We start from the raw sequence: 14,969 nt of genomic DNA on the forward strand, positions 1-14,969 counted from the left end.
TTTTCGAAGAAAAATCTTCGCGCTCCGGCGCCGGGGCGGGTGTGGTGCGGCGCCGGGAACCCGGGTTGGTCTATGGCTCCGCTCCGGTCAGAGAGCCGGCCAGCCTGCGGGCGCGATCCGGTTCGACGGTCCAGCAGGCGGCGATTTCCCAGGCCAGCCGGGCACAGGCCTGCACGGGGCTCGCCGTGCGGCAGGCCATCGTGTCGAAGACCGGCAGGTCGCGTCGGGCCTCGTCCCAGTCGATCAGCGCCGGGCCTTCCGGCGTCATCAGGATGTTGTCCGGGGTGATGTCGCCGTGGATCGCGCATTCCGCGCCGGTCAGCCGTGCCCATGCGGCGCGGCAGGCCTCGGCCAGGTCCGGCGGAATGGATGACAGGTCCACATCGCCGCCCCGCCCGACGGTCAGCAAGGCGCGGGCCGAGGCGAAACCGGGGCGTTGCGGCAGGTGGACCGTGGCGCGGTGCATCGCCTGCAGCCGGGGCAGCAGCGCGGGCAGGTTTCGGGGGTGGGCCGAGGCGCCCGCGACGAAGGGTTCCAGCGTGGTCCCGCCGGGGCCGAGCCGTCCGTCGGGGGCCGGGATCAGGGCAGGCACGCGGAACCCCGCCGCACGTGCCGCCTCCTGAAGCGGCAGGAGCCAGTGCAACTGGTCTTCGCTTCGGGTCGTGGTCTTGGCGACTGCCGGGCCAACGGGCGTGTCCACCAGCCAGACCGAATTGCGGTTTCCCCCTGGCAAGGGGTGCCGGGGTGTCACGCCGGGAAAGGCCGACAGGTCCGGCGGGGGCGAGGCCGGGCCGGTCACGCTTTCGGCCCTTCATCGAACGCGGGCGGATGGTGCGGGAACACCGGGCAGGTGAAGGCCGGGCAGGTGAAGGCCGGGCCGGAGACAGCAGGAAAGTGGACGGCGGGGCGTGGCATCGGGACCGATCTCGAACGACGGGGCTGGTACGGGCTTGGAGCGGGCCGACCGCATAGGGCGCTTGGGGCTCCGCCTTTCCGTTGCCAGCCCGACCGCCCCGCGTCAAGCGATCCGGGACCATCCCGGCGTTGGCGTGATTCCTGCGGGAAAGCCGCGCCGTGGCGAGGGCCGGGGGCAGGCTGGCGGGCCAATTGCCCGTCCCTGCGGGGCCGGATGGAATCCGGTGGCGAAATCTTGCGCGGATGGCAAATTCCTGCCCGGAAAAACATGCCCCTGACGACACGTCTGCGGCAACGAGGGTATTTGCAGACGCGATCCCGCCCGATAGTCTGGCCTCACTGAAAACAAGAACCGCCCCTCCACGAAAGGGGGGGCAAACACAGGGGAGGATACCTGATGGACCGCCGTTCCTTTTTGACCAAGGCCGCACTGGGTGGGGCGACCGCCGCTGCGGCATCGACGCTGGCCGCGCCGATGTATGCGCAGGGCAACCGCACGCTGACGCTTGTCACCACCTGGGGCCGCGGCCTTGCGGGGGTGCATGACGCCGCACAGCGTGCCGCCGACACGATCACCGCCATGACCGATGGCCAGCTGACCGTCGACCTGAAGGCCGCCGGCGAACTGGTTGGCGCGTTCGAGGTGTTCGACGCCGTGACCGCGGGTCAGGCCGACATGTATCACGGTGCAGACTACTATTTCGTGGGCCAGCATCCTGGTTATGCCTTCTTCACCTCGGTGCCGATGGGCATGACCGCGCAGGAACTGGCCAACTGGTACTACCACGGCGGCGGGATGGAGCTGCACGACGAGCTTGGCCAGATCTTCGGCCTGAAATCGTTCCTGGGCGGCAACACCGGCGCGCAGGCCGGCGGCTGGTTCCGCAACGAAATCAAGGGCCCCGAAGATTTCAACGGGCTGAAGTTCCGTATGCCCGGCCTTGGCGGCAAGGCGTTGGGCAAGCTGGGCGCCTCGGTGCAGAACCTGCCGGGCGGCGAGGTGTATCAGGCGCTGGCCTCGGGTGCGATCGACGGCACCGAATGGATCGGCCCCTGGGCCGACGAGAAGGCGGGCTTCCAGGAAATCACCAAGTTCTACTACACCGCCGGCTTCCATGAGCCGGGCGCGGGTCTGTCGCTGGCGATGAACCGGGGCGTCTATGACAGCCTGACCCCGGCGCAGCAGAAGATCTACGAGATCGCCGCCGGCGAAGCGCATCAATGGAACCTGTCGCAATTCCTGGCCAACAACTCTGCCGCGCTGTCGCGCCTGCAGGCCGCGGGCGTCAAGACGCTGAAGTTCCCGGAAACGGTGTGGGATGCCTTCGCCAAGGCCGCTCAGGAAACCCATGACGAAAACCTGGGTGACGAGCTCTACAAGAAGATCTACGACAGCTACATGGCCTCGATGAATTCCTCGGCTGCCTGGCTGAAGCTGTCGGATGGTGACTACACCGATCAGCGCACCCGCACGCAGAAGATGTAATTCCCTGACAGGGAGTGCGATCGTCCCCGGCCCGCTCATGGGCCGGGGATGTGTTGTCGCATCCGCCGGGAACGGATGCGCCACCGAGGGGGGACACGATGCTTGAGGGCATTTCCTGGTTTTTCCAGAACATCGCGATGGCCTTCGTCAACTTCGGTTATGCGGTGACGCATCCGTCAAGCTGGCTGAACTGGTCCGACAAGGAATCGCTGGGCCGGTTCATCTATTACGGCGCATCCGTGGAATTCTTCTTTGTCGTCTTCACCCTGTTTCTGGTGCTGACGCTGATCGGCATCCTGAAGCCGGCGGTGATGTGGGTCATGGTTCGGGGGCTGGAAGGGGTCGCCAACCTGGTGGGCCGGACCGTCGCCTGGGTGGGCCTGATCATGGTGCTGCAACAGATCATGATCATCTTCCTGCAGCGCATCTTCCGTGTCGCCTCGATCGAGATCGGGCCTTTCGCGCCTTTCGGCTATCCACTGATCCCTGGCCCGTCCTTCGCCAAGGACCTGTCGTGGTGGTCCGAGGAACTGAAGCTGTGGAACGCGATGATCGTCTGCCTTTGCGTCACCTACACCTTCGTGCAGGGCGGGCATGTGCGGGTGGACCTGCTTTATGCGAACGTGAAATTCCGCACCAAGAAGGTGATCGACATGTTCGGGGCGCTGTTCTTCATGATGACCGGGGCGGTGCTGACATGGCTGTTTGCCTGGTTCTTCCTGTGGCGCAGCCTGGTCACGCCCAAGGTGTCGGCCTCGGAAAGCCTGGAGATGATCCTGCGCAAGGCCAAGGTGATGAAGTGGAACGTGGAAACCATCGGCTTTTCGCCCAACGGGTTTGACGCCTATTTCCTGTTCAAGATCCTGATGGTGGCCTTTTGTGCGCTGGTCTTTCTTCATTCGATCGCCTTCTTCTGGCGGTCCTTCCTGGAATTCCGCGAAGGCGAGACGAGCGAAAACAAGTATCTGGACCGTGACGACCCGGGCGAGCAATCGACGGACGGTCTGGTCAGTACCCATTGAGCGGCAGGAGAACATAGATGCTGTTCGGACTTGACGGGGTCGAAGTCGGCCTGATCATTGTCTTCCTCTGCCTCTTCGGGGGCATCATCTCGGGCTTTCCGGTGGCCTTCGCCATCGGTGGCGCAGGGATCATCAGCTTCGGGATCATCGCCGCGCTGGACAGTTCGGGGATGCTGATCCATCAGGCGATCGACACCTCATCTACCGCCTATCAGGATCTGTTGCGGCAGGGTGTGCCGCTGATCGAGATCACCCATTTCCGATACCCTGACCTGCCATTGATCGACCAGCCCGTGTTCCCCGGCGGCTGGGAAATGGCGATGGACCGCAACCTTTCCTTCATCGTCAACCGGATGAACGAACGGGTCATCGCCGGCGCCTCGATCGAGACTCTGCTGGCGGTCTTGATGTTCGTGATGATGGGTATCGTTCTGGAACGTTCGAAGATCGCCAACGATCTGCTGACGACGATGGCGCGGGTCTTCGGCCCCCTGCCGGGGGGGCTTGCGGTTTCGGTGGTGGTCGTGGGCGCGTTCCTTGCCGCCTCGACCGGGATCGTGGGGGCGACCGTGGTGACGATGGGCCTTCTGTCCCTGCCCACGATGCTGCGGGCGGGCTACAGCCCGCAACTGGCCACCGGGGTCATCGCGGCCTCGGGCACGCTGGGGCAGATCATCCCGCCCTCGATCGTGATCGTGCTTCTGGGCACGATGGCGGGCGACCTTTATGCGGCCGGACAGGAGATCCGCGCGACCGCCGCGGGTTGTTCGGATGCGCTGACCTATCTGGGGCGCGCTGCCGTCGTCTCGGTGGGCACACTGTTCCAGGCGGCGATGCTGCCGGGCGTCATGCTGGCCGCGCTTTATGCGATCTATGCCTTCGGTTTTGCGATGCTGAACCCATCGAAGGCCCCCGCCGTCCAGTTCGAGGCCGGCAAGGGCGAGGTGATTACCCGCCGTGAAGGACTGTTGTGGTTTGCCGCGGTCCCGGCGCTGGTGATCGGCGGGGCGATCCTTCTGTCGCAGGCCAACCTGATCGGCGATCAGGACCTGACGGTGGACAGCTATTCCGATGCCGGGCAGACGGCGGAACTGCGCACGCGCGTCTCTGACCAGTGCAAGGCCAGCATGATCGAACTGCACGGGCAGGAGAAATGGGATCGTGCCGTCGCCCAGCAGGCCGAGATCGATGCCGCCGGGGGCGTGGCCCAGTCAAAGGCGCTGACGCCCGAAGAACTGGAAGCCGCCGCCGCCGAAAAGCTGGCAAGCCGAGCGCCGGTCGGCAGCGGGGTTGCGATCCTGTTCCTGATGCTCGCGCTGGTGCTGACTACGGCGCGCGGAGCGGGCCCGATGCAGGATCATCGCCCGCTGTGGATCGGCCTTGGCGGCGTGGCGCTTGCCCTTGTGGTCGATGCGCTTCTGATCTCGCCCCAGGCGACCCCCGGCACCACCTGGGTCCTCTTGGCGATCCCCTTCCTGCTCACTGCCTACGGCCTGCGTCATGCGGTGGGGATCCTGGCGCGCAACGATCTGATCCGGGTGGTCTTTCCGCCGCTGGTTCTGATCGTGGCGGTGCTGGGTTCGATCCTGGGGGGCATCACCAATCCAACGCCGGCGGCCGGTCTGGGGGCGGGCGGCGCGCTGCTTCTGGCCGCCTATCGCAAGCTGGCCGATCAGCACCGTTCGGGCCGGATGATCCTGATGACCGCCTTCGCCATCGTCATCATGTTGCTGGTGGGCGTCAACTTCGACCTGCGGGTCGGTGTCGGCGTCACCACGACCGAACAGTGGATCGCCTTCGGCGTCGCCATGATCGCCTACAGCTTTGCGATGTTCGGCTTCCTTTACGCCTGCTGGGTGCTGTTCCGGGCGCGGGTCCTGACGCCGGTGGTGCGCGAGACGACCAAGGTCACCTCGATGGTCTTTGCCATCCTGATCGGCAGCCAGATCCTGAACCTTGTGCTGATCTCGTTCGGCGGGGAACACTATATCCAGAGCTTCCTGCGCAGCTTTGACAGCGAGATCACGGCGTTCCTGATCGTGATGCTGGTGCTGTTCATCCTGGGCTTCGTGCTGGATTTCCTGGAAATCATCTACATCGTCGTGCCGATCGTGGGGCCGGTGATCTATGGCGGCACCTTCGATCCGTCGTGGGTGACGATCATGATCACGGTGAACCTGCAGACATCGTTCCTGACGCCGCCCTTCGGCTTTGCGCTGTTCTACCTGCGCGGCGTGGCACCGAAAGAGGTGCTGACCAGCCATATCTACAAGGGGATCATTCCCTTTGTTCTGATCCAGCTGGTTTCGCTTCTTATCCTCTACTTCGTGCCGGGGATCGTGACCATCGTGCCGAACCTGCTGGGCTAAGCCCGGGCGGACAGCGGAGAAACAAAAAGGCGCCCCAAGGGGCGCCTTTTTGGGTTGGGGGGGATGAGCGGACCCTCGTTTTTCTCCGTGGCTGCATTCCGAAGTCGCCAATGCGGGCATTCGATCGCGAAGCGCAAAGTGTCTGCAGGGGAACCCTTCTCTATTTCCTTTGCATTCGCGCGAGGGTTTTTTCAACGGTCGGTCCCAAAACCAACAGTGCTATAATGGTAATGAAGGGAGAGAAGATTAGCGTGAGAATGACCCAGCCAAGTGATGATCGACCTCGGTGGGCGGCCATTGAGGCTGGAAGCCAGATGTAGAGCACGAAGCCAAAGGCCAGCGCCAACAGCGCACCGACGCCCGCTGCCATCCCATCCATGTAAGCTAATCTCCATCACACCAACCTACTGAAAGCCTGCAGATCGGTTCTTGCCTTGTTCAAGAGCTGTGCGTGCGCCTGACGCTTCAAGCTTGACCGATTTGCTGCTTTGGGTTGTTCAGCCCTCTCACTTTGATGTGCTTGAACGGCAGATTTGAAGGTCGATTGATCGTCCGCGACGGGCCGAAAGCCACCCCTAAGGGTGTGCCCCCCCCCTCACATCCCGTTCTTCGCCAGCCACTCTTTCATCCAGGCGATCTCGCTTTCCTGGGCGGCGATGATCGCCTCGGCCAGCTTCCTGACCTCGGGGTCGGCGCCGTGTTCCAGAACGATGCGCGCCATGTCGACTGCGCCTTCATGATGCGGGATCATGCCCTTGATGAAATCCACATCGGCATTGCCGGTGAATTCGATGGCCATATCCTCGTGCATCTTCGCGTTCGCCTCCATGAAGGCCACGGTCGAGGCGGTTTCGTCGCCGGTCATGGTGTGGCCGGAATGGGCCGAATGGTCCATCGTCTGGGCAGCGGCGGCACCGGCAAGTCCAAGGCCGGCAATCAGGATCAGGGCAGGGCGTTTCATGACATCCTCTTTGTCTTGCAGATGGCGCATTTCGCGCTGTCTTTGGGACCAGATGCAAGTCAACAGACCGTGACGAACCGCGGGCTTGGGCCTGCCCCTTCACGCCCGGCGAGGGCTGTCCTAGTATGGCGCCATGCGCAACAGGAAGGACAGCATGGTTTCCTCTGTTTCCCGCCGGCCTGTCGTCGGCATCATCGGCAACATGAACCTTCTGAACGACAGCTACCCGGTTCACGCCGGGGGCACGATGAACTCGGAGGCGGTGGCACGGGTGGCGGGCTGCATGCCGGTCATCATTCCCTCGGACCCGCGATTCGTCTCTGTCGGGGAACTGCTGGAAATCTGCGACGGCTTTCTGCTGACCGGCGGACGGCCGAATGTGCACCCCGAGGAATACGGCGAGGCACCGACGCCTGCGCATGGCGATTTCGACCGGTGCCGCGATGCGATCACGCTGCCGCTGATCCGCGCCTGCGTGGACCGGGGCCAGCCCTTTCTGGGCATCTGCCGCGGGTTTCAGGAGGTGAACGTGGCGATGGGGGGCACGCTTTACCCCGAGATCCGCGACCTGCCGGGGCGAATGAACCACCGTATGCCGCCCGATGGCACGCTCGAGGAAAAATTCGCCCTGCGCCATCCCGTTCGGTTCACGCAAGGCGGCGTATTTCACCGCCTCATGGGGGCAGAGGAGGTGATGACGAACACGCTGCACGGGCAGGGTATCAACCGCCCCGGCGGGCGGATCGTGATCGACGGCACGGCGCCTGATGGCACGCCCGAGGCGATCTATGTCCGCGACGCGCCCGGCTTTACCCTATCGGTCCAGTGGCACCCGGAATGGAACGCCGTGGCCGACCCCGTTTCACGTCCGCTGTTTGCGGCCTTCGGCGATGCGGTGCGCGCCTGGGGCGCGGCGCGCTGACCTTCCGTCCGGGCCGTGCCGGTACCAGAGTGCGAGCGTTCGGAACCGCCATGACACAGGGCTGGATCCCCGACAGACGCACCGCGCCCGGATCGTCGCCAGGCATATTGACGGGCCATCCGACGGGGACGTGACCGGGGCCCATGTCCGGGTCTGGTAATCCGGGTCTGTCCGGCGGGAATTGTTCGCGCTAACCGACCTGATATGATCCCGCCGCACAAGCAGGGAATGACGACATGAAACGCTCACGGATCAATGCCATCATGGCCGACGCGGCCGATATGATCGCCCGGCACGGGTTCGTCCTGCCGCCCTTCGCCTGGTGGACGCCCGAGGAATTCCGTGACCGTGCCGGGCGCGACGCGGGCCAGATCGTTGCGTCGCGCTGCGGCTGGGACATCACCGATTACGGGCAGGGCCGGTTCGATCAGATGGGCCTCTTCCTGTTCACGCTCCGCAACGGATCGCTGGCCGACCTGCAACGCGGCGGCGGCATGTGCTATGCTGAAAAGCTGCTGATCTCGCGCCGCGACCAGCTTTCGCCGATGCACACCCATGTCATCAAGGCCGAGGATATCATCAACCGCGGCGGCGCCACGCTGGTGATCGAGCTTTACGGGTCCGACGATCAGGGCCGCTTTGCGCACGACCGGGGCGGGCGGGTGCGCTGCGACGGGATCGACCGTGCCTATGGTCCGGGGGAAAAGCTGCGCCTTGCGCCCGGGGAAAGCATCACGCTGATGCCCGGCGACTGGCACGCCTTCTGGGGCGAGGGCGGCGATGTGCTGATCGGCGAGGTATCGACCGTGAATGACGATCTGACCGACAACATCTTTGTCGAACCCATCGGCCGTTTCGCCGATGTGGAAGAGGATGAGGCGCCGACGCACCTGCTGGTCAGCGATTACGACCGCTGGCTGCCTGCCGCGGGCTGATCGCCCCGGCCATGGCCCGCAAATATCCGGCTGCCGAACCTTTGGCCGCTGAACCTTGGGCCGCTGAGATACCTGAAGAAAAAGGCCGCCCGGAGGGGCGGCCTTGTCTTTTCAGGTCACGCAGATCACCCCTGCGGACAAATTCCGTTGACCAGCGGGACGGCGCAGGTCGGTGCCGGGGCGGCGGGCGCGGGCTGGATCACCACCGGTGCCGGTGCGGGCGCTGCCGGGACCGTGACGGCGGGCGCCACAGGCTGCACCACCACCGGGGTCGGCGTCGTTGCGGCAGGGGCCGCGGGTGCGGGTGCCGCAGGCACGGCGACGGTGGGGGAGGCGGTCGTTGTCGTCCCGGTCGACGGCGTCGGAACCGCAGGGGCCGTGACCGCCGGGGTCGCGGTCACCGAGGGCGTGACGGCGGGTGCTACCGAAGGCGCGGGCGTCGACATCGGCCCGGTCGCCGCGGTCGGGATCGGTGCGGCCGCGCCGGTGTCGGGCGTCACCGCAGGTTGCGCCTTGGGCTTTGGTGTCGCCTTGGCCTTCACCGGTTGGGGCGGCGGCAGCTTCAGCCCGTTCGCCCGGCTTCCGTCATTGTTCAGAACGATCACCTTCGCGCCGTCCGGAACGCGTTCGTAAAGATCCATCACGTCCTGGTTGATCATGCGGAAGCAGCCCGACGATGCGCTGCGGCCGATCGACCACCAATCGGGCGTGCCATGGATGCGATAGCCGTAGTCGCGCCCGTTCGTCGTCAGGTAAAGCGCGCGCGCCCCCAGCGGGTTGGTCGGACCGCCCGGCTGGCCGTCCTTCCACTTTTCCAGCTTCGGGTCGCGGGCGATCATTTCCTTCGGCGGGGTCCAGGTGGGCCAGGGCTTGCGGCTTGAGACGATCGCCTCGCCGGCCCAGCCGAACCCGTCGCGTCCGACAGCGATGCCGTAGCGGATCGCGCGGCGGTTGTTCAGGATGTAATGCAGCGACTTTTCACCCGGATGGATGATGATCGTGCCCGGCGCCTCGGTGTTGGGGAAATCGACCTCCTGGCGCAGCATGTTCACCGGCACCTTTTCCACCGGAACCTGCGGGACGGCGAAGGTGCCGTCCTGCTTGGCGATGTAGTTGGCGGCGAATTGCAGCTGGGGCGGCGGCGGCGGATCCTCGGGCGCGACTTCCTTGGCCGGGGCATTTGACGACCCCGCCTGCATGGTGGGATCGACCACGCAACCCGACAGCAGCGCAAGTGCCGCCAGAGCCGTGGCAAGTTTCAGTCCTGTTCGCGTCATGAAATACCCCATACTTCCGGGGAATCATCCATGCGCCCCGCTCGCCGCTGGCAAACCTACCTTACGACCGGGAACAGGTCAAAGCGTCACAGGATGGTCCGCAGGTCCCAGAGTTCGGGGAAAAGCTGCACCTCCAGCATCCGCCGCAGATAGGCCACGCCCGAGGTGCCCCCGGTGCCGCGCTTGAAGCCGATCACCCGTTCGACGGCGGTGACGTGGTTGAACCGCCAGCGGCGGAAATAGTCTTCGAAATCAACCAGTTTCTCGGCCAGTTCATAGGCGGCCCAATGCGCCTGAGGATCACGGTAGACGCCTTCCCACATGGCGCGAACACCCGGATGGGCGACCCAGGTCTGGCGCAGGTCGCGGGTCAAAACCTCGTGAGGGACGGGCAATCCGGCGCGGTGAAGGTGGCGCAGCGCCTCGTCGTAAAGCGAGGGGCGGGCCAGTTCCGCCTCAAGCCGCGCGGCAAGGTCGGGCCGGTGGGCATGGGGGCGCAGCATCGCAAGGTTACGGTTTCCGACGGCGAATTCGATCAGCCGGTATTGCCAGGACTGGAAGCCGGACGACTGGCCAAGGTCGTCGCGGAAGGTCGAATAATCCGAGGGCGTCATCGTGCGCAGCACGTCCCAGGCATTGTTCAGCTGTTCGAAGATGCGCGCGATGCGCGACAGCATCTTGAACGCCTGCTGCGGGGTGTCCGCTGCAATCAGGCGCCGCGCCGCGTCAAGTTCATGCAGCGCCAGCTTCATCCACAGTTCCGAAGTCTGGTGCTGGATGATGAACAGCATCTCGTCATGGGCGGCGGTCAGCGGCCTTTGGGCGCCCAGAACGGCGTCGATCGCGAGATAGTCGCCATAGGACATGCGGCCGTCAAAGGCCATCTGCGCGCCGTCCGTGGCGGGGTCGAGTGGGGTGTTGGTCATGTGTCGCTCCGTTGATCTGCGTCCGGCCCCGTGGGGGCATTCTGGCGGGCGCGGATCAGCGGCGGCTGCGGATCGAGGAATTGCCCATCCGCCGCCAGAGGCAGGCCCAGGCCGACGGGCGGCAGAGCGGCGGCAGGTCGGGCAGGGGGGCGGGGGCACCGGCCATCAGCGCGCCCCCTGATCAAGCGCAAGGGACAGGTAATTGCGCATGTAGGCCACCCCGCCGTCCGAGACGAAGGGTTCCACCTTGTCCAGCACCCAACCCCGCTTCATCAGGAAGCTTTTGGAATAGGGCGTCGCGTGCACCGTAAGCCGGTTCATCCCTTCCGCCCGTGCCCGGTCCAGCAGCACGTCATAAAGTGCTGCAGCATGGCCCTTGCCCATGACCTCGGGCAGGACAAAAGCCATGTCCAGATGCCCCTCGCGCGTCAGCGTCATGAAGCCCGTGATCCGGCCGTCGGCTTCGGACACCCAGGCGAACTGGTCCAGCTTGCGGTCGGGCTTCGACAGGTCGGGCAGGGGGCTTGGCGCCCAGTCGGCCCGCTGAACCGCGTCATAGGCCCCGGCCGCGCCCTCGTGCACCGCACGATAGAACAGCGCCGCGCATTCCGCGCGATCCTCGGCGCGGTAGGGGCGGATGGCGATCATGTGACCTTGGCCCGCGCCTTGAACTCGGGCCGGTCCCACAGCCGTTCGGCCATGATCCGCGCCAGCACCGCCACGGCCCGATCCACGTCGCCCGCGTCGATGAACAGCGGGGTGAAACCAAAGCGGATGATGTCGGGCGCGCGGAAATCGCCCACCACGCCCTCGGCGATCAGGGCCTGCATGATGGCATAGCCCTCGGGGTGGCGAAAGCTGACCTGGCTGCCGCGCCGGTCATGGTCGCGCGGGGTGGCCAGCACCAGATCGGGGCAGGCGGCCTCGACCCCGGCGATGAACCGGTCGGTCAGGGCCAGCGAGGTGGCGCGCAGATCGGCCATCGCCACATGATCCCAGACATCGAGCGCGGCATCGAGCGCGGCCAGTTGCAGGATCGGCGGGGTTCCGACCCGCATCCGTTCGATCCCGCGGCCCGGACGATAATCAAGGTCGAAGGCAAAGGGCGCCTCGTGGCCGAGCCAGCCCGACAGCGCCGGGCGCACCAGATCGGCATGGCGCGGGGCGACATAGATGAAGGCCGGGCCGCCGGGGCCGGAATTGAGGTACTTGTAGGTGCATCCCACCGCGAAATCCGCCTTGCATCCTGCAAGGTCCACGGGCAGCGCGCCCGCCGAATGGGCCAGGTCCCAGATCGTCAGCGCACCCTTGGCATGGGCGCGTTCGGTGATCGCGGCCATGTCATGGCGGCGACCTGTGCGATAGTCCACCTCGGTGATCAGCGTCACCGCCACGGTTTCGTCGATCGCCTCCATAACCTCTTCGGGGGCGACGGTGCGCAGCGTGTAGCCGCGCCCGAGCGTGCGGCACAGGCCATCGGCCATGTAGAGATCGGACGGGAAATTGCCGGTGTCCGACAGGATCACCCGGCGTTCGGGGTTCATCTCCACCGCCGAGGCCAGCGCCTGATAGACCTTGATCGACAGCGTGTCGCCCATGATCACGCTGCCCGCTTCCGCGCCGATCAGGCGGGCGATGCGGTCGCCCACGCGGCGGGGCAGGTCCATCCATCCCGCCTTGTTCCACCCCGTGATCAGCATGTGGCCCCATTCCTGGGTCACCGCGTGGGCCACCCGGTCGGCCACGGCGCGAGGCAGGGGGCCAAGCGAGTTGCCGTCCAGATAGGTCATGCCAGCGGGCAGGTCGAACATGCGTTTCGTGGCGGAAAAATCGGTGGTCATCGTGGTCTCCTGGATCGCCGCCAGAGAACGGCATCGCCCGGGAAATTTCAAGTTTGAAATTTCTTCGCCCTCGCGGTTTTTCCGTTCTGCCCCTTGCGTCCCGCAGGCTCAGCGGCAAGATGTGCCAGCCTTTGGCGACGATGAGGACGGAAGATGAAGTTCCTGGATTGGCCGCCGGTCTGGACGGGCGGCTTTGTGGCGCTGACCTGGGCGCTGGATCAGCTGCTGCCCTGGGGGATGTTCGGCCCCGCGGGCCGCACGATCGGTGCGGTGCTGGTCGCGGTCGGGCTTTTCCTGATGGCGGGGGCGGCGGCGCAGATGGTCCTGGCGCGGACGACCTTCATTCCGCGGCGCGATCCCTCGGCGCTGGTCACGGGCGGGCTGTTCCGGTTCAGCCGGAACCCGATCTATCTGGGCGATGTCCTTGTGCTGGCGGGGGCGGTCCTGTGGTGGGACGTGCCATTGGCGGCGATGTTGGTGCTGCTCTTGATCCTTGTGATCCAGCACCGCTTCATCCTTGGTGAGGAGGCACGGTTGCGCGCCGCCTTTCCGCAGGATTACGCCCGATGGTCGGCCCGGACCCGGCGCTGGTTGTGACCTTTGGCGCTAACATCGGGACATAATTGCCGCAGGGCGGCAAAGGCAATTGAAATATTCTTGCGCGATGTTAACAGGGCGGGACGAACGCCGGAGCGCGGGGGCGGCTTCACGCCGGCCCGGCCTCAGACACGGGGGAGACAGACGTGAAGATCGGGGCACCGAAAGAGATTTTCGAGGGCGAGAACCGGGTCGCCATGACACCGGATTCGGCCACCCAGTTGCAGAAACTTGGCCATACCTGCGTGATCGAGTCCGGCGCGGGCGCGAAGGCGGGCTTTTCCGACGCGGCCTATCAGGCGGCTGGCGTCGAGGTGGTCAAGACCGCCAAGGCGCTGTTCGAGGCCGCCGATGTGGTGGTCAAGGTGCGCGGCCCGGAAGAGAAAGAGGCCAAGCTGCTGCGCGAGGGGCAGACGCTGATCTCGTTCTTCTGGCCGGCGCAGAACGAAAAGCTGCTTGAACTGTGCAAGTCGCGCGGCGCGACCGTCGTCGCTATGGACATGGTGCCGCGGATTTCCCGCGCGCAGAAGATGGACGCGCTGTCGTCGATGGCCAACATCGCTGGCTATCGCGCGGTTATCGAAGCCGGGAACAACTTCGGCCGGTTCTTCACCGGGCAGGTGACGGCGGCGGGCAAGATCCCGCCCGCAAAGGTCCTGGTCGTGGGCGCCGGTGTGGCCGGGCTTGCCGCCATCGGCACGAGCGTCAGCCTGGGCGCCATCACCTATGCCTTCGACGTCCGTCCCGAGGTGGCCGAACAGATCGAATCGATGGGCGCCGAGTTCGTCTTCCTTGAATTCGAGCAGACCCAGGATGGTGCCGCGACCGGCGGCTATGCCGCGCCCTCGTCGCCGGAGTTCCGGGAAAAGCAGCTGGCCAAGTTCCGCGAACTGGCCCCCGAGATGGACATCGTCATCACCACCGCCCTGATCCCCGGCCGGCCCGCGCCGAAGCTGTGGACCGAGGATATGGTGGGCATGATGAAGACCGGTTCGGTCATCGTCGACCTTGCGGCCGAACGCGGCGGCAACTGCGACCTGACGGTACCCGATCAGAAGATCGTCACCGACAACGGCGTGACGATCGTCGGCTACACCGACTTCCCCAGCCGGATGGCGGCGCAGGCCAGCACGCTTTATTCCACGAACATCAGGCACATGCTGACCGATCTTACACCTAAGAAGGACGGTGTGATCGACCACAACATGGAAGATGACGTGATCCGCGGCGCGACCGTGACCCATCAGGGCGCGATCACCTTCCCGCCGCCGCCGCCCAAGGTGCAGGCCATCGCGGCCGCCAAGCCGAAGGAAAAGCCGAAGGAACTCACGCCCGAGGAGCGTCGCGCACAGGAAGTGGCCGCCTTCAAGAAGCAGACGCGCGATCAGGTCGCGCTTCTGGCGGGGGGCGGGGCGCTGGTGCTGCTGGCGGGCCTTTTCGCCCCGGCCAGCTTCATGGCGCATTTCATCGTTTTCGTTCTGGCCTGTTTCGTCGGCTTCCAGGTGATCTGGAACGTCAGCCATTCCCTGCACACGCCGCTGATGGCGATCACGAACGCGATCTCGTCGATCATCATCCTGGGGGCATTGATGCAGATCGGCTCGGGCAACTGGCTGGTCATCATCCTGGCCGCCCTGTCGGTCTTCATGGCCGGGATCAACATCTTCGGTGGCTTCCTGGTCACCCGGCGCATGCTCGCCATGTTCCAGAAGTCGTAA

The 14,969-nt window shown here is 65.3% G+C and carries 14 protein-coding genes; 7 read left to right on the forward strand and 7 right to left on the reverse strand.

From position 1 onward, the window contains the following. Positions 1–70: 70 nt before the first annotated feature. Positions 71–799: a phosphotransferase enzyme family protein gene (locus E7811_RS11510; protein ID WP_136394811.1), complete on the reverse strand. Its 729-nt coding sequence runs from the start codon at positions 797–799 to the stop codon at positions 71–73. A 513-nt stretch (positions 800–1,312) separates the two neighbouring features. Here E7811_RS11510 and E7811_RS11515 point away from each other — a divergent pair. The 3 genes from E7811_RS11515 to E7811_RS11525 all read left to right on the forward strand — a co-directional run bounded on the left by E7811_RS11515 (position 1,313) and on the right by E7811_RS11525 (position 5,792). Next, positions 1,313–2,401 carry a TRAP transporter substrate-binding protein gene (locus E7811_RS11515; protein WP_136394812.1) on the forward strand — a complete coding sequence of 363 codons (1,089 nt, stop codon included), beginning with the start codon at positions 1,313–1,315 and terminating at the stop codon, positions 2,399–2,401. 98 nt (positions 2,402–2,499) lie between these two features. Continuing rightward, on the forward strand, positions 2,500–3,423 hold the full coding sequence (locus E7811_RS11520; protein WP_136394813.1) for a TRAP transporter small permease subunit: 924 nt from the start codon (positions 2,500–2,502) through the stop codon (positions 3,421–3,423). Positions 3,424–3,440: 17 nt separating this feature from the next. Then, the gene (locus tag E7811_RS11525; protein WP_136394814.1) at positions 3,441–5,792 is read left to right on the forward strand and encodes a TRAP transporter large permease; all 2,352 of its coding nucleotides are present in this window, start codon (positions 3,441–3,443) and stop codon (positions 5,790–5,792) included. A gap of 160 nt (positions 5,793–5,952) precedes the next feature. On the opposite strand, the gene E7811_RS11530 is transcribed toward E7811_RS11525, so the two are convergent. Both E7811_RS11530 and copM read right to left on the reverse strand, forming a co-directional pair. After that, positions 5,953–6,171, reverse strand: a complete 219-nt coding sequence (locus tag E7811_RS11530) for a hypothetical protein (RefSeq protein WP_246020405.1) — start codon at positions 6,169–6,171, stop codon at positions 5,953–5,955. A gap of 216 nt (positions 6,172–6,387) precedes the next feature. Then, on the reverse strand, positions 6,388–6,753 hold the full coding sequence (gene copM, locus E7811_RS11535) for a CopM family metallochaperone (protein WP_136394815.1): 366 nt from the start codon (positions 6,751–6,753) through the stop codon (positions 6,388–6,390). A 133-nt stretch (positions 6,754–6,886) separates the two neighbouring features. On the opposite strand from copM, the gene E7811_RS11540 reads away from it, so the two are divergent. Together E7811_RS11540 and E7811_RS11545 are read left to right on the forward strand one after the other, a co-directional pair. Next, positions 6,887–7,675, forward strand: coding sequence for a gamma-glutamyl-gamma-aminobutyrate hydrolase family protein (locus E7811_RS11540; protein WP_136394816.1), 789 nt, complete (start codon positions 6,887–6,889; stop codon positions 7,673–7,675). Positions 7,676–7,911: 236 nt separating this feature from the next. Then, the gene (locus tag E7811_RS11545; protein WP_136394817.1) at positions 7,912–8,610 is read left to right on the forward strand and encodes a D-lyxose/D-mannose family sugar isomerase; all 699 of its coding nucleotides are present in this window, start codon (positions 7,912–7,914) and stop codon (positions 8,608–8,610) included. 125 nt (positions 8,611–8,735) lie between these two features. On the opposite strand, the gene E7811_RS11550 is transcribed toward E7811_RS11545, so the two are convergent. The 4 genes from E7811_RS11550 to kynU all read right to left on the reverse strand — a co-directional run bounded on the left by E7811_RS11550 (position 8,736) and on the right by kynU (position 12,654). After that, positions 8,736–9,887 (reverse strand): L,D-transpeptidase, encoded by a 1,152-nt coding sequence (locus tag E7811_RS11550; RefSeq protein WP_136394818.1) that lies wholly within the window; start codon positions 9,885–9,887, stop codon positions 8,736–8,738. An 86-nt stretch (positions 9,888–9,973) separates the two neighbouring features. Continuing rightward, positions 9,974–10,813: a tryptophan 2,3-dioxygenase gene (gene kynA / locus E7811_RS11555; protein ID WP_136394819.1), complete on the reverse strand. Its 840-nt coding sequence runs from the start codon at positions 10,811–10,813 to the stop codon at positions 9,974–9,976. A 165-nt stretch (positions 10,814–10,978) separates the two neighbouring features. After that, positions 10,979–11,461 carry a GNAT family N-acetyltransferase gene (locus tag E7811_RS11560; RefSeq protein WP_136394820.1) on the reverse strand — a complete coding sequence of 161 codons (483 nt, stop codon included), beginning with the start codon at positions 11,459–11,461 and terminating at the stop codon, positions 10,979–10,981. Next, the gene (kynU, locus tag E7811_RS11565) at positions 11,458–12,654 is read right to left on the reverse strand and encodes a kynureninase (protein WP_136394821.1); all 1,197 of its coding nucleotides are present in this window, start codon (positions 12,652–12,654) and stop codon (positions 11,458–11,460) included. Before kynU ends, E7811_RS11560 begins: the two co-directional genes overlap by 4 nt. Before the next feature lie 153 nt (positions 12,655–12,807). Here kynU and E7811_RS11570 point away from each other — a divergent pair, with 153 nt between their 5' ends. Together E7811_RS11570 and E7811_RS11575 are read left to right on the forward strand one after the other, a co-directional pair. Further along, positions 12,808–13,251 carry a methyltransferase family protein gene (locus E7811_RS11570; RefSeq protein ID WP_136394822.1) on the forward strand — a complete coding sequence of 148 codons (444 nt, stop codon included), beginning with the start codon at positions 12,808–12,810 and terminating at the stop codon, positions 13,249–13,251. Between the two features lie 146 nt (positions 13,252–13,397). Continuing rightward, positions 13,398–14,969 (forward strand): Re/Si-specific NAD(P)(+) transhydrogenase subunit alpha, encoded by a 1,572-nt coding sequence (locus tag E7811_RS11575; protein ID WP_136394823.1) that lies wholly within the window; start codon positions 13,398–13,400, stop codon positions 14,967–14,969.

The sequence above is a fragment of the Aliigemmobacter aestuarii genome (assembly GCF_004799285.1).
Classification (GTDB): domain Bacteria; phylum Pseudomonadota; class Alphaproteobacteria; order Rhodobacterales; family Rhodobacteraceae; genus Aliigemmobacter; species Aliigemmobacter aestuarii.

Coding starts and splice junctions, on each gene's coding strand:
- E7811_RS11570 (WP_136394822.1), top strand. CDS start 12,808: ATGAAGTTCCTGGATTGGCCGCCGGTCTGGACGGGCGGCTTTGTGGCG.
- E7811_RS11560 (WP_136394820.1), bottom strand. CDS start 11,461: ATGATCGCCATCCGCCCCTACCGCGCCGAGGATCGCGCGGAATGCGCG.
- kynU (WP_136394821.1), bottom strand. CDS start 12,654: ATGACCACCGATTTTTCCGCCACGAAACGCATGTTCGACCTGCCCGCT.
- E7811_RS11540 (WP_136394816.1), top strand. CDS start 6,887: ATGCGCAACAGGAAGGACAGCATGGTTTCCTCTGTTTCCCGCCGGCCT.
- E7811_RS11515 (WP_136394812.1), top strand. CDS start 1,313: ATGGACCGCCGTTCCTTTTTGACCAAGGCCGCACTGGGTGGGGCGACC.
- E7811_RS11530 (WP_246020405.1), bottom strand. CDS start 6,171: ATGGATGGGATGGCAGCGGGCGTCGGTGCGCTGTTGGCGCTGGCCTTT.
- kynA (WP_136394819.1), bottom strand. CDS start 10,813: ATGACCAACACCCCACTCGACCCCGCCACGGACGGCGCGCAGATGGCC.
- E7811_RS11525 (WP_136394814.1), top strand. CDS start 3,441: ATGCTGTTCGGACTTGACGGGGTCGAAGTCGGCCTGATCATTGTCTTC.
- E7811_RS11550 (WP_136394818.1), bottom strand. CDS start 9,887: ATGACGCGAACAGGACTGAAACTTGCCACGGCTCTGGCGGCACTTGCG.
- copM (WP_136394815.1), bottom strand. CDS start 6,753: ATGAAACGCCCTGCCCTGATCCTGATTGCCGGCCTTGGACTTGCCGGT.
- E7811_RS11545 (WP_136394817.1), top strand. CDS start 7,912: ATGAAACGCTCACGGATCAATGCCATCATGGCCGACGCGGCCGATATG.
- E7811_RS11520 (WP_136394813.1), top strand. CDS start 2,500: ATGCTTGAGGGCATTTCCTGGTTTTTCCAGAACATCGCGATGGCCTTC.